The 13800-nt window shown below is 68.4% G+C and carries 12 protein-coding genes and 2 pseudogenes; 3 read left to right on the top strand and 11 right to left on the bottom strand.

The annotated features are described in order from the left end of the window. Window positions 1-83: 83 nt before the first annotated feature. A complete protein-coding gene (locus AvAM_RS00915) occupies window positions 84-950 on the bottom strand; it encodes a plasmid replication/partition related protein (protein WP_137745373.1) in 867 nt (288 codons plus the stop codon). A 98-nt stretch (window positions 951-1048) separates the two neighbouring features. Next, window positions 1049-2119 (bottom strand): transporter, encoded by a 1071-nt coding sequence (locus tag AvAM_RS00910; RefSeq protein ID WP_249367854.1) that lies wholly within the window; start codon window positions 2117-2119, stop codon window positions 1049-1051. Between the two features lie 119 nt (window positions 2120-2238). On the opposite strand from AvAM_RS00910, the gene ppk2 reads away from it, so the two are divergent. Beyond that, window positions 2239-3153: a polyphosphate kinase 2 gene (ppk2, locus tag AvAM_RS00905; protein WP_137745325.1), complete on the top strand. Its 915-nt coding sequence runs from the start codon at window positions 2239-2241 to the stop codon at window positions 3151-3153. A gap of 98 nt (window positions 3154-3251) precedes the next feature. On the opposite strand, the gene AvAM_RS00900 is transcribed toward ppk2, so the two are convergent. From AvAM_RS00900 to AvAM_RS00860, 9 genes and pseudogenes are all read right to left on the bottom strand, one after another. Beyond that, window positions 3252-3644, bottom strand: coding sequence for a histidine kinase (locus tag AvAM_RS00900; RefSeq protein ID WP_137745324.1), 393 nt, complete (start codon window positions 3642-3644; stop codon window positions 3252-3254). Beyond that, a pseudogene (locus AvAM_RS00895) lies at window positions 3641-4148 on the bottom strand (GAF domain-containing protein). The gene AvAM_RS00900 and the pseudogene AvAM_RS00895 overlap by 4 nt, the downstream one beginning before the upstream one ends. A gap of 75 nt (window positions 4149-4223) precedes the next feature. Next, a complete protein-coding gene (locus AvAM_RS00890) occupies window positions 4224-5225 on the bottom strand; it encodes a GlxA family transcriptional regulator (protein WP_137745323.1) in 1002 nt (333 codons plus the stop codon). A 34-nt stretch (window positions 5226-5259) separates the two neighbouring features. Further along, the gene (locus AvAM_RS00885; protein ID WP_137745371.1) at window positions 5260-5874 is read right to left on the bottom strand and encodes a DJ-1/PfpI family protein; all 615 of its coding nucleotides are present in this window, start codon (window positions 5872-5874) and stop codon (window positions 5260-5262) included. A gap of 59 nt (window positions 5875-5933) precedes the next feature. Further along, entirely contained in the window at window positions 5934-6494 is a 561-nt protein-coding gene (locus tag AvAM_RS00880; RefSeq protein WP_137745322.1) for a cysteine hydrolase family protein, read from the bottom strand. A gap of 152 nt (window positions 6495-6646) precedes the next feature. After that, window positions 6647-8248: a methyl-accepting chemotaxis protein gene (locus AvAM_RS00875; protein ID WP_137745321.1), complete on the bottom strand. Its 1602-nt coding sequence runs from the start codon at window positions 8246-8248 to the stop codon at window positions 6647-6649. Between the two features lie 224 nt (window positions 8249-8472). Continuing rightward, window positions 8473-9486 (bottom strand): AI-2E family transporter, encoded by a 1014-nt coding sequence (locus AvAM_RS00870; RefSeq protein WP_249367860.1) that lies wholly within the window; start codon window positions 9484-9486, stop codon window positions 8473-8475. 239 nt (window positions 9487-9725) lie between these two features. Continuing rightward, window positions 9726-10769: a phosphoribosylformylglycinamidine cyclo-ligase gene (purM, locus tag AvAM_RS00865; protein WP_137745319.1), complete on the bottom strand. Its 1044-nt coding sequence runs from the start codon at window positions 10767-10769 to the stop codon at window positions 9726-9728. A gap of 89 nt (window positions 10770-10858) precedes the next feature. Further along, a pseudogene (locus AvAM_RS00860) lies at window positions 10859-12067 on the bottom strand (MFS transporter). Window positions 12068-12337: 270 nt separating this feature from the next. Between AvAM_RS00860 and hda the strand changes: the two are divergent. Further along, entirely contained in the window at window positions 12338-13036 is a 699-nt protein-coding gene (hda, locus tag AvAM_RS00855) for a DnaA regulatory inactivator Hda (protein WP_137745370.1), read from the top strand. Between the two features lie 35 nt (window positions 13037-13071). Further along, window positions 13072-13794, top strand: coding sequence for an HAD family phosphatase (locus AvAM_RS00850; RefSeq protein ID WP_137745318.1), 723 nt, complete (start codon window positions 13072-13074; stop codon window positions 13792-13794). The last annotated feature ends 6 nt before the right edge of the window (window positions 13795-13800 follow it).

Below are 13800 nucleotides of genomic sequence, written 5' to 3'. Positions count from 1 at the left end.
CTGCCCGTTCAGGCTGAGCCCGTCGAAGCCCGGTGCGGCGCTTCGAAAAGCTCAGCGTGAACGGTTGAGGGTGCAATTTGTTGTCAGAACGGCGCGCTGCCCTCAGGCAGTGCCGCCTGCAATTGCGCCACCTGCCTGCGCAGCTCGGTGTTCTCTGCCGTGAGTTCGGCCACGCGGCTGCGCAGGGTGTGCAGCTCGTCGGCACCGCCCTCGGCGCCCACTGCGGCTTCTGCCGTGGTTTTTTCTTCTGAAGTCGTTTCGTCGCGCGGCTTGCGCTTGCTCTGTTCGCGCACGCGCTTGGCGGCCTGCTTGAGTTCGTCCTTGCCCGCCACCACGGCGGCCACCTGCTCTTCGGCAGGCAGGGTGGCCACGGCGGCGGCGGCGTTGATGGAGATGGTGCCGGACTTCACGGCAGCCACCAGCTCAGGCGCGGCCTGCTTCTGGATTTTTTCGATCATCACCACCTGGCTGCTGCTCAGGCGCGCGGCCTTGGCAATGGCCTCGCGGCTGCTCAAGGGGTCGGGCGCGGGCAGGGCGGCTGCGGCCTCGTGGGCCGCCGCTGGCATCTCGGCCACGGCTGCAGCAGCCGATTCGGCAGGCTCGGCGGCAGTGGCGGCGCGTGCCTTGCGGTCCGCAATGATCTCGCGCTTGCGCAGGGCCAGCACGCCGCGCTGGAAGTCCGACACGCTGCGGCGGCCCAGGTGCTGGTCGATCATCCACAGGTGCACGTCTTCCATCGACTGAAAGCGCGGGTTCTGCACGGTCTGGAACGGCAGGCCATGCTTTTGGCAGATGCCATAGCGGTTGTGGCCGTCCACCAGCACATCGCCCCACAGCACCAGCGCGTCGCGGCAGCCTTCGGTGAGGATGCTGCGCTCCAGGGCCTCGTGTTCCTCGGGGGTCAGGGGTTCGATGTAGGCTTTGAGTTCTTCGTTGACGACGATGTTCATGGTGGCGGGCGGGTCCGGGGATCTGGGCAAGGGGCGGGATTGTAGTGGTGCCTGTCTCCGGGCCTGCGGGGACTGCAGGGTTTGCCTGGCAGCCGCGCCTACCGATCCCGCGCGTCCCTCAGCGTTAGCCAGCCCGCCACTGCGGTGAAAGCCGCCACCACGGCCACGATGATCCAGAAGCCGTGCCCGTTGTCGGCCAGCGGCACGCCGCCCACATTCATGCCGAACAGCCCGGCCAGGATGTTGATGGGCAGGGCCAGCACGGTGACCACCGTCAGCACGAACAGGCTGCGGCTGTTGGCCTCCTGCACGCTGGCAGCGATTTCTTCCTGCAGCAGCTTGATGCGTTCCTGCAGGCCCTGCATGTCGCGCAGCACCACCGAGAATTCTTCGGTGGAGTCGCGCAGCTCCTGCGCATCGTCCGTGCCCATCCAGGCCGGCGGGTGCTGCAGCAGGCGGAACAGCGCCGCAGGCTCGGGCGCCAGCAGGCGCTGCAGCCGCACCAGCAGGCGCCGCAGCACGCCCAGCCGGGCGCGCTTGTGGTCCAGGCGCCCAGCCAGCAGCGCATCCTCCACATCGTCGATGCGCTGGGTCACGCCGCGCACGATGTCCACCAGGCCTGAGGCTTGCGTGCGCATCAGCTCGGCCAGCAGCGCCACGCTGGAGCAGGGTGCGTTGCCGCTGCGCACCGTGGTGCGCAATGCATCCACCGAACGCAGGGCGCGTGTGCGCCCCGTCACCATCAGGTGCGGCGCCACGCTGGTCCACAGGGTGGCGATGTCCGAGGGTTCGAACGCAAAGTCGAAGTGCGCGTCGTTCAGCACGGCGATCAGCGTGTCGTCGTCGCGCTCGATGCGGGTGGAAACGGACCGGTCCTTGAGGGCGTCGAAAAAAGCCTCGGGCAGGTCGGCGTGCCGCTGCATCCAGCGCACGGCCTGGGCGTGGCTCAGGTTGAAGTGCAGCCACAGGAACTGGCCCTGTGGCGCGGTGCCACCGGCCTGCTGGCCCGCGAGCCATTGCGCCGCCTGGGCCGAGTCGATTTCTTGCGGCGCAGCGTCGGCGCCCAGCAGGTAGCCGCAGATCAACCCGGCAGCGTCACCCCCGTAGTTCAGGCTGGCACTGGCGGGCTGGGCGGTGGCGGAAGGGGGGAGGTGATCGACAGACTGCACGGGCCCGCATCGTGGCCTGCGGGCATGACAGTGCTGTGACAGATCACGCCGCTGTCATGGCACTGTCACTGCAGCAGGCGACCATGGCGCATCTTTTTTGCACTGCCGGATGGCTCCCCATGTTCTACAACAACGCCCTTGACTCGCAGGAGCTGATGCAGCGCATCGCCAACGACCTGATCGACAGCTACGACGAGGAGTTGGAGCTGGAGATCGAAGACCGCGAGGTGGACGACATTGGCGCCCCCACCGCCGCTGACAAGCTGGCGCGCCAGCAGTATTTCAAGGAACTGTTCCGCCTGCAGGGCGAACTGGTCAAGCTGCAGGACTGGGTGCAGCACAGCCGCGAGAAGGTGGTGATTCTGTTCGAGGGGCGCGATGCCGCCGGCAAGGGCGGCGTGATCAAGCGCATCACCCAGCGCCTGAACCCGCGCGTGGCCCGCGTGGCGGCGCTGCCCGCCCCCAATGACCGCGAGCGTACGCAGTGGTACTTTCAGCGCTATGTGGCGCACCTGCCTGCGGCGGGCGAGATGGTGCTGTTTGACCGCAGCTGGTACAACCGCGCGGGTGTCGAGCGGGTGATGGGTTTTTGCAGCGACGATGAGTACGAGGAGTTCTTCCGCACCGTGCCCGAGTTTGAAAAGATGCTGGTGCGCTCGGGCATCCGCCTCATCAAGTACTGGTTCTCCATCACCGACGAAGAACAGCACCTGCGCTTTCTGGGCCGCATCCACGACCCGCTCAAGCAGTGGAAGCTCAGCCCCATGGACCTGGAAAGCCGCGTGCGCTGGGAGGCCTACACCAAGGCCAAGGAGACCATGCTGGAGCGCACCCACATCGCCGAGGCACCCTGGTGGGTGGTGCAGGCGGTGGACAAGAAAAAGGCGCGCCTCAACTGCATTGCCCACCTGCTGTCGCAAATGCCCTACCAGGAGGTGCCGCACCCGGCCGTGGTGCTGCCCGAGCGTGTGCGCAACCCCGAATACCTGCGCCAGCCGGTGCCAGCGTCCATGTACGTGCCCGAGGCGTATTGAGCCCTGAGCCCTGGTAGCGGTCAATCGCTATATATTTAATAGCTAAAAAGGCAATGCCATCAGGCGCAAACGGCCTGAAAAGCTTGAAATCCGGAAGCCTATGCGGGGTGCTGGAGCATCTGGATCGTCGCGATCACATCCCGCACCTTGAAGGGCTTGAGCAGCACGCGCCGCACTTGCAGCGCTTTCATCTTCACGGCGGTGGATGCATCGACCTGGGCCGTGGTCACGGCCACGGGCACCTGGGCGTGTACGGCAAAGCGGGCACCGCGCACCTGCTCCAGCAGCGCCACGGCCTCCTGCTCTTCCTCCAGCGAGACGATCACGCCCAGAAACCCCTGGGCTGCCAGGTGCTGCTGCGCGGTGCGCACACTGCTGACCTGGCGCACTGCGGGCATGTTCAGTTGCCGCGCGGTGGACACGATGATGCTGGCCGTGAGCGAGCTGGGCTCCACCAGAAGAATGGGCGGCTGGGCGGCGCTGGGGCTCATGCGGCGGGCTCCCCGCTGGCGCGGCGCACCAGTTCCTCCACGGCCAGGTCGCGCAGCGAGGCCAGGATGGCCAGGTCGATGGCGTCGAGCTGGCGCGGGGTGCGGTCGATGAGACACAGCGTGCCGATGTTCTGCCCCCCCCGGCATCTTGAGCGGCGCCCCGGCATAGAACTGGATGTGCGGGTCGCCGGTCACCAGCGGGTTGTCGGCAAACCGCTCGTCCAGCGCTGCATCGGGCACCACCATGGTGTCGTCGTGCAGGATGGCATGGCCGCAGAACGAGATGCCACGAGCCGTCTCGCACACATCCAGCCCGTGGCGCGACTTGAACCATTGCCGCTTTTCGTCAATGAGCGACAGCAGCACGATGGGCATGTCGAACTCTTGCGCGGCAAACGCCGTAAGCCGGTCAAACTGTTCTTCGGGAGGGGTGTCGAGGATCAGCAACTGGCGCAGGGCCTGCAGGCGGTCGTCCTCGTGGGCGGGGCGCGGGGGCTCTTTCATGGCGGTGTCGGGGCAGTCGCAATGGGCGCCCATTGTGGGGGCGGCGAAGGCGGTCCCCTCACCCCAGAGGCCTGTTCAGTGGGCGTGGCCCTGGGCCGCCCCCTGCGACGGCGTGCCGCCCCGCCCGAACTGGTGCCAGGCGCGGCGCAGTTGTGTGTCAGAGCTGAACCCCGCCATCAGCGCCGCCTGCGTCACGTTCTGGCCTGAGCGCAGCGCGGCCTCGGCCGTGGCCAGGCGGATGCGGCGCAGGTACTGCAGCGGTGCGATGCCCGCGTGTTCCAGAAACAAGCGCGTGAGGTGGCGCGGCGAGGTGTGTGCCACCTCGGCCATCTGCGGCACGCTCCAGTCGGCCTGGGGCTGCTGGCCCACTGCATCCTGCACGCGGTGCAGGGCGGGGTGCAGGTGGTTGCGGTGGTGCAGAAAGGGCGAAAACTCCGGGTCGTTGGGCCCCCGGCGCAGCGCCACCACCATCGCCTGCGCCACCTGGGCCGCCAGTGCGGGGCCGCAGGTGTCGGAGATGCGGTGTAGTAGCAGGTCGATGCCCGTGGTCACGCCCGCGCTGCTGTACACGGCGCCATCGGCCACAAACACGCGGTTGGCGACCACGTCGCAGCGCGGGTCCACGGCGGCCAGTTCGTCCAGGTGCTGGTGGTGGGTGGTGGCGCGGCGGCCGGTCAGCAGGCCTGCGTGGGCGGCCAGCACCGAGCCCGCACACACGGTGATCAGCTCCAGCTGCCCCGCTACGGGCCGCAGCCCGCGTAGCCAGTGCAGCAGCGCGCGCGCCTCGTCGCCGTCCACCGCGATGTGTTGCCCGGCCAGGCCCACCAGCACCACCCAGGCGGGGGTGGGCAGGGTGGCGGGCAAAGGCTCCAGCCCCGCCAGCACCGCACCCACCGAGGTCACGGACTGGGGCGTGGGGCTCACGAAGTGCTGCACAAACCGCTCGGGCTGGCCTTGTCTGGCCAGTGCCTGGTTGGCGATGCGCAGCGCCTCGGCCGGGCCCGCCCAGTCCAGCACCAGGCTGCCCGGCAGCAGGGCGAAATAGACGTGGATGGGAGAAGGGGCCGGGTTCTGCATAGGGGGTGTCAGTGAAGCAGGGCCAGGAAGCGTGTCATGGCTGGGGGTTCCAGGGCGTGTCCATCTGGCGGGCCGTGCGCTCGGACAGCGTTGCGCCCAGCAGCCGGGTGACCAGGTGCAGGCTCATGTCGATGCCCGCGCTGATGCCAGCGGATGTGACCAGCGCGCCCCGGTCCACCCAGCGCAGATTCTCTTGCACGTCGAGTGCCGGAAACTGCGTGCGCAGGTCGGCAATGTCTTCCCAGTGGGTTGTCGCAGCGCCTTCGGCCAGCACACCGGCGGCCGCCAGGATGAACGCCCCCGTGCACACCGAGGCCGTGATCTGCGCGGCCCCGGCCGCCTGGGCCACCCAGGCGCGGGTGTCGGGGCAGGCGGCTGCTGCATCGACCACGCCGCCGGGCACGATGAGCACATCGGGCACGGTGGCGCTGGCAAAGTCCGCATCGGGCAACACGCGCAGGCCCGCGCGGGCGCGCACCGGGGCCATGCTACGGGCCACACACTGCACCACAAACGGTGCGGGGGCGCCGGGGTGTTGGCGCTGGTGCATGCGGCTGGCGGTGGTGAAGACCTCGTAGGGCCCGCCCAGGTCCAGGGCCTCCACATCGTCAAACACCAGGATGGCGACCTGTAACGGTGCGGCGCTCACTGTTGTGCCTTCGGCTTCGCCTGCGGTGCGAGCTTGCTTGGGGCGGCCCGGCGCGGCGCTCATGCGGCCGCCCGGTCCAGCGCCTGCTGCACGGTGCACAGCGTGGCAAAACGGCCCTGCAGCACGGTGGCAGTGCGGGTCTTGATGTCGGCGGCTGCCAGCACCTGGCCGTCGGGCTGCACCATGTCCCAGGTATGGGTGGCGTCGGTCACGTAGTCCACGGCCCAGCCCAGGTCGGACGCGTGGCGCGTGGTGGTTTCGCAGCATTGTTCGGTGCGGATGCCGCTGATGATGAGGCGCTGGACGCCATGGCGTGTGAGCCACACATCCAGCCCCGTGCCCACCAGCGCGCTGTGGCGCGACTTGGTGAAGGTGGCGGCTGCGTCGAAGGGCGCCAGGCCCTCCAGGGCACGCACCTGGCCCGAGGCCTGCGAGAACGGGTTCTCGGCCACTTCGGGGCCGTCGCTGTGGAACACGCGCAGCACCGGGATGCTCTGGGCGACGCAGCCTTCGATCAGTGCGTTCTGGGCCTGCAGGTAGGCGGGCAGGTCGCGCTCGGTGAAGAAAGGGCGGTGGCGGAAGGATTCCTGGACATCAATCACAATCAGACAGGTTTTCATGCGAGGCTCTGTGGAGAGGGGTGGTTGGAAGCCTCTATCCTCGCGCCGAAGAGCCCTTTTATCCGATTCTTCCGGGACAGGTTTCGATCAGTTTAGGCCATCTTTTGTGGTGTGCTTTCTGATGCGGTGCCCGTCCTCCGCCCACCCGCCCGTCAGCGCAGCTGGCGCGGCGCGGCTGCGGCGGGCAAGGCCGCCGGGGCCCCGTCCTGCCCACCCCCGTGCAGCCGGAAGGCCGCCACCACCTGGTTCAGCTCGTGGGCCTGCTGCTGCAGCGCGGCCGCAGCGGCGGTGGCCTGCTCCACCAGGGCGGCGTTCTGCTGGGTGCCCTGGTCCATCTGGGCGATGGCCTCGTTGATCTGCTCGATGCCGTCGGTCTGCTCGCGGCTGGCCTGGCTGATCTCCTCGATCACGGCCGACACCCGCTGCACGCTGTTCACCACCTCCTGCATGGTGCTGCCCGCCTGCTGGGCCAGGTCGGCACCGGCCTTCACCTGCTCGGCCGAGTTGCCGATCAGCGCCTTGATCTCCTTGGCCGCTGCAGACGAGCGCTGGGCCAGGCTGCGCACCTCGCTGGCCACTACGGCAAAACCCCGGCCCTGCTCGCCTGCGCGCGCGGCCTCCACGGCGGCGTTCAGCGCGAGGATGTTGGTCTGGAACGCAATGCCTTCGATCACCCCGGTGATGTCGGACACCTTGCGCGAGGACGCATCGATGGAGCCCATGGTCTGCACCACCTGCTCGACCACCGCGCCGCCCTTGCGGGCCACCTCGGAGGCCGACTGCGCCAGGGCGCTGGCCTGGCGGGCGTTGTCGGCGTTCTGCTTGACGTTGGAGGTCATCTCCTCCATCGAGGCGGCGGTCTGCTCCAGCGCGCTCGCCTGGGATTCGGTGCGTGCCGACAGGTCGTGGTTGCCCGCTGCGATCTGCTGCGAGGCGCTGGCGATGTGTTCGGTGCCATTGCGCACCTTCTGCACGATGCGGTGCAGGCTGCCCTGCATGGCCTGCATGTCGAGCATCAGGCTGGAGTGGTCGCCCGCACGCGTGGCCACGGGCACCGACAGGTTGCCTTCGGAGATGCTGCGGGCAATGCTGCGCGCATAACCGGGCTCGCCGCCCAGCTGCCGGATCAGGTTGCGCGAGATCAGCGTGCCGATGACCAGCAGCGCAGCGCCCAGCAGCAGCGCCAGCAGGCCGAACCGGGTGGCGCGCTGCCAGATGGCCGAGTCCACGGTGTCGATGTACACACCCGAGCCGATCACCCAGCCCCAGGGCGCAAAGCCTTTCACGTACGAGGTCTTCTCCACCGGCGTATCACTGCCCGCCTTGGGCCACAGGTAAGGCACAAAGCCCGCACCGCTGGCCTGCACGGTGCGCACGAACTCGACAAACAGCTGCTTGCCGTTGGGGTCCTTGTTGGCGGTGAGATCCTGCCCGTTGAGTTCGGGGCGGACGGGGTGCATCACCATGCGTGGGTGCATGTCGTTGATCCACACATATTCGTTGCCGCTGTAGCGCACGGCCTGGATGGCCGCCGCAGCACGCTTGCGGGCTTCGTCGTCAGGCATGCCACCCTTGGTGCTGAGGTCGTGGAAATGGGTGGCAATGCCGTGCGCGGACTCGACCACCTGGCGCACGCCGGTCTGGCGCTCTTCAAGAATCAGCTGGCGTTCGGACACCAGAAACCAGGTGGTCAACACGGCGATGCCAAGGACAGCGCTCAGCACCAACAGGGCCAGCTTGCGTGCGGTGGTCATGGGGAGCCTCCTGAAATGGGGTGGGTGGGTAGGCTGTGCGGGGCAGCATCCCCGCAACAGGGAAAAGCCCTGCGTGGCAGGTTACTGCCGCCACCCGGTGGGCGGCAGGGCAATAACCCGCATGGGCAGCAGAGGGCGGCGGTGGAGGAGTGGAGAGAAGGCAGGCCGGTGCGGGCCGGTGCCAATCGGTTGGGCGCTGAAGAGCCGAGCCCTGCGCAGGGGCGCTATACCAGCCGCGCCGCCACCAGTTCCTTCTTGAGGTAGGCGTAGAACAGCGGCGCTGCCACCAGCCCGGCAGGGCCGAACACGGCTTCGGCCACAAACATCACGCTTAAAAGCTCCCACACACCCATCTGCGTGCGGCGGCCTACCACCTTGGCGTTGATCACGTATTCAGCCTTGTGGATCAGGATCAGAAAGCCCAGGCAGGCCGCAGCCGCCAGCGGCGACACCGACAGCCCCACGATGGTGAGCACCACGTTGCACACCAGGTTGCCCACAATGGGCACCAGCCCGGCGACAAAGGTGAAGGTGATGAGCACCGGCGTGTAGGGCAGCTCCATGCCCCACAGCGGCAGCACGAACAGCAGGAACAGGGCGGTGAGCAGGGTGTTGAACGCCGCGATCCAGAACTGCGCCGCCACGATCTGGCGGAAAGCCTCGCCGAACAGGGTGATGCGCTGCCGCAGCTGATCGGCCAGCGGGCCCAGGGTGCTGCCCAGGGGGCGCACGGCGGCCAGGGCGCCGATCAGCAGTCCCACATAGGCAAACAGCACCCCGGCCAGCCAGGCGCGCCCGGCCATGGCCAGCGCGCCCGCCTTGGCGCCCAGGTAGTTGGCTATCACGCGTTGCAACTCGACGGCTCCGTCGGGCAGGTGGCTGGCCATGTCGGGTGGCAGTTTCAGCCGCAGCTCCAGCACCGTGCGGGCCATGTAGTTGAGCAGTTCCTGGTACTGGTGCGGCGCTGCTACCAGGTAGCCGCGCGAATGTGTCAGCCCCACGCCCAGCAGCACCAGGGGCAGCAGCATCACCAGCGCGGCTGCGGCGATCTGGGCCAGGTGCAGGTTGCGGGGGGTGGCCGACGGTTGGCGCAACGCGCGCGCAGCCAGGGCGCCAAACCATCGCGTGAGCGCCCGGGTGAGCAGAAAACCCAGGCACACGCACAGCAGGCCGGGCAGCAGGCCGCGCCACATCACCAGCAGCAGCACGCCTGCCATCAGCAGGTAACTGGCAACCATGACGCCCCGGGTGGCGGGGCGTGCGGGCGTGGCCGCGTCAAAGTCCGCAGAAGGGTTCCCCCCGCCCACGGTAACGGGCGGGGTGGGGGTTGCCGCAGGCGGCAAGGCGGGAAGGGTGGGACGCGTTGCCATGCGCAGTCACCTCAGGAACGGTCGGGTGGGGCGAACACAATCCAAAGCACAAGTGGCGCGCACAAGCCAGCGCGCGGCTGGCCGTGGCGGGACGGGGGCGAGGGCCTTCAGGCGACCACCACGGCGGCGCCATCGCCGCGTGCTGCAATCGCACCAAGGGTGTAGACCTGCTCGCCTGCAGCGCGCAGCGTGGTGGCCGTGGCGTCTGCGTGGGCCGCATCCACCACCACCACCATGCCGATGCCGTTGTTGAAGGTGCGGTTCATCTCGATGTCGTCGATGCCAGCGGTCTTCTGCAGCCAGGCAAACAGCTCGGTCTGGGGCCAGCTGCCCTTCTTCAGGTGGGCGGCCGTGCCTTCGGGCAGCACACGGGGGATGTTTTCGAGTAGGCCGCCACCGGTGATGTGGGCCAGCGCCTTGATGGGGTGGGCGGCCAGCGCGGCCAGCACGTTCTTCACATACAGGCGGGTGGGTTCCATGATGGCCTGCTTGAAGGGCTTGCCGTCCAGCGTGGCGGGTGCGCTGTCGCCTGCGCGGTCGATGCACTTGCGCACCAGGCTGAAACCGTTGGAATGCACGCCGGCCGAGGCCAGGCCCAGCACCACGTCGCCGGGCTTCACGTCCTTGCCGGTCAGGATCTTGGACTTTTCGACCGCGCCCACGGCAAAACCGGCCAGGTCGTATTCGCCAGCAGGGTACATGCCGGGCATTTCAGCGGTTTCGCCGCCGATCAGCGCACAACCCGACAGCTCGCAGCCCTTGGCAATGCCTCCGACCACGGCAGCGGCCGTGTCCACGTCCAGCTTGCCGCAGGCAAAGTAGTCGAGGAAAAACAGGGGCTCGGCGCCCTGCACCAGCACGTCGTTCACGCTCATGGCCACCAGGTCGATGCCCACGGTGTCGTGCATGTTCCATTCAAACGCCAGCTTGAGCTTGGTGCCCACGCCGTCGGTGCCGGACACCAGCACGGGCTCCTGGTAGCGCTTGGGCACTTCAAACAGCGCGCCAAAGCCGCCGATGCCTGCCAGCACGCCTTCGCGCATGGTCTTCTTGGCCAGCGGCTTGATGCGCTCGACCAGCGCGTCGCCCGCGTCGATGTCAACGCCGGCGTCTTTGTAGGAGATGGGGGTGGAGGAGGCAGAGGAACTCATGGGAGGTGCTTTGGTGCTGGTAGGCCCGCCGGGCGGGCTGGAATCCGGGGATTTTAAGGGGGCTGGCCGGGCGTGCCTGCTCAGCCCTGTCAGAGCGGGGGCTTTGGCAGGGCTGTGCCGGTCCGCGCGCGCCACAACACCCCCGCCAGCGCCAGGGTGCTGAACAGCCCCCCGGCGATGAACGTGGCGCTGGCGCCCCATTGGTCCCACAGCAGGCCCGCGAGGGCGCTGGCGATCAGCAGCGCCACGCCGCTGGCCAGGTTGAACATGCCAAAGGCCGTGCCACGCAGGTCGGCTGGCGCCGTGGCGGCCACCATGGTGGCCAGCAGCCCTTGCGTCATGGCCATGTGCAGCCCCCACAGCGCAATGCCCAGCCAGGCCACGGTCCCGTTGCCGCGCCAGGCCAGCAGGCCATCGGCTGCGATCAGCACCACCAGGCCCCCGGCCAGCAGCGTGGTGTCGCTCATCCGGTCGGAAAGCCTGCCCAGTGGATAGGCGCCCAGCGAGAACACCAGGCTCATGAGTACCAGCGCCAGCGGCGTCAGGGCCAGCGGCAGGCCACCTTGTTGCAGGCGCAGCACCAGAAACGCCTCGCTGAAGCGCGCCAGCGTGAAGATGGCGCCCAGAGCCACCACCCACCAGTAGTCCGCGCTCAGGCGGCGCAGGTTCTCGCGGCGGATCGGGTTGGTGCGTGGCTGTCCGGCGGGGCGTTCCGGCTCCTTCACGCCGCACACCAGCACCACGATGCACAGCGCGGCCGGGATCACGGCCACCCAGAACACCGCACGGAAATCGTTGGCCCACAACAACATCAGCCCCATGGCCAGCAAGGGGCCGAGGAAGGCGCCCACGGTATCGAGCGATTGCCGCAGCCCGAAGGCCGCGCCACGCTGGTCGGGCGGGGCCAGGTCGGCCACCAGCGCATCGCGCGGTGCGCCCCGGATGCCCTTGCCCACCCGGTCCAGCAGCCGGGCCGTGACCACCCAGCCCGCCGTGGAGGCCAGCGCGAACAGCGGCTTGGACAGCGCGCCCAGCCCTTAGCCCAGCAGGGCCAGTGGCTTGCGCTTGCCCCACCAGTCGCTCAGCGCCCCCGAAAACACCTTGAGGACCATGGCCGTGGCCTCGGCCGCGCCTTCGATCAGGCCCACGGTGAGCATGCTCACCCCCAGGGCCGTGACCATGAAAACCGGCAGCAGGCTGTGGATCATCTCGGAGGAAATGTCCATGAGCAGGCTGACAAACCCCAGGGCCCAGATACCGGCGGGCAGGCGCTTGGAGGGGGAGGCGGTGGGGGCCATGGCGGGGGATATCGGCGGCGGGGTGGGGTGGTGGCGGCAAGGGGCCTGCGCCAGACTAAAATCGGGGCCATTGTCGCCCAGCCCCCTGCCCAGGGAGCCGGTTGCGCCCCGCGCTGTGAGCCACTTTGCCGCCGCACCTGCCGCAGTCACCCACGGCCGGGCGCCTTCTTCCCATTCTCCTGTGATGCTGCTGCTGAACCTTACCTCGCCTGCCGCTAACGCACCGATCGCCACGGGCCTGCCCCTGCCGCCGGGGTGCCGCGCATGATGATGAAGCAACTGGCGCTGGACATCGGCCTGGCCACGGGGCCCACCTTGGCCCGTTTTTTTGCAGGCCCCAACGAGGCCGCCCTGCAGCACCTGCGCCTGGCTGCAGGCGACGGCAGCAGTCAGGCCACCCGGTCGCCCGTGCCCACCTACCTGTGGGGTGAGCCCGGCAGTGGCAAAACCCATTTGCTCCAGGCCGTGCGCCAGGCCCTGCGCGAGCAGGGCTCCAGCGTGGGCTGGCTCGACCCTTCGGTGGCCGAGCCGCCGGATTTCAGCGAAGACTGGGCCGCCGTCCTCATGGACGATGTGCACCTGTATGACACCGCCCAGCAGGCCACGGCCTTCAACTGGTTCGTGAATGCCATCAGCCCGGCCAGCGGTAGCCAGCGCTGGGTGCTGGCTGCGGGCGACCTGCCCCCTGCCGACCTGCCGCTGCGCGACGACCTGCGCAGCCGCCTGGGCTGGGGCCATGTGTTCCAGCTGCAGCTACTGGGCGAGGCCGAGCGCCGCTCGGTGCTGCGCCAGGAGGCCGACGCACGCGGCGTGTTCCTGGGCGACGAAGTCATGGACTACATGCTCAACCGCTTCTCGCGCGACCTGGGCAGCCTGATGCAGTTGCTGGACCAGCTCGATGCGTTTGCCTTGCGCACCCAGCGCGCCATCACGATTCCGTTGCTCAAGACGATGCTCGAATCGGAATGAAGCCGCGCACCTCTTTTTGCCCTTTGTGACACTGAATGACTACTGAACCCCGCCGCCTGCGGCTTGCGCTGTTTGACCTGGACCACACGCTGCTGCCGCTCGACTCCGATTACGAGTGGGGCGAGTTCACCATCCGCATCGGCTGGAACGACCCGGTGGAGTTCGCGCGCCGCAACGACGAGTTCTATGCCCATTACCAGGCGGGCACGCTCAACGTGCACGACTACGTGCGCTTTGCGACCGAGGCCGTGCGCCTGCGCGGGCCCGAGGCCGCAGCGGCGGCGCACCAGCAGTTCATGCGCGAGGTCATCACACCCGCCATCAAGCCCCAGGCGCTCGACCTGATCCGCCAGCACCAGGCTGCGGGTGACGAGGTGCTGATCGTCACCGCCACCAATGAGTTTGTGACCACACCCATCGCCCAGGCGCTGGGCGTGCCGCAGCTGCTGGCCGTGCAACTGGTGCGTGACGCCCGCGGCTGGTACACGGGCGAGATCGACGGCATCCCCACCATGCGCGAGGGCAAGGTGTTGCGCATGGAACAGTGGCTGGCCGCGCGCCAGCTCAGCTGGGCGGACGTGGACAGCACGTTCTACAGCGACTCCATGAACGACGTGCCCCTGCTCGAAAAGGTGAACCGCCCCGTCGCCACCAACCCCGACCCGCGCCTGCGCGCCCTGGCCCAGCAGCGCGGCTGGCGCATACTGGACCTGTTCTCGGCACCCTCCGGCGAGCCCGCCAGCCAGACGGCCTCCTGACCCCTG

The sequence above is a fragment of the Acidovorax sp. NB1 genome, assembly GCF_005405905.1.
In the GTDB taxonomy this organism is placed as follows: domain Bacteria; phylum Pseudomonadota; class Gammaproteobacteria; order Burkholderiales; family Burkholderiaceae_C; genus Acidovorax.
Note: the sequence above shows the minus strand (reverse complement) of the source record. Positions and strands in the feature narration are given on the sequence as shown.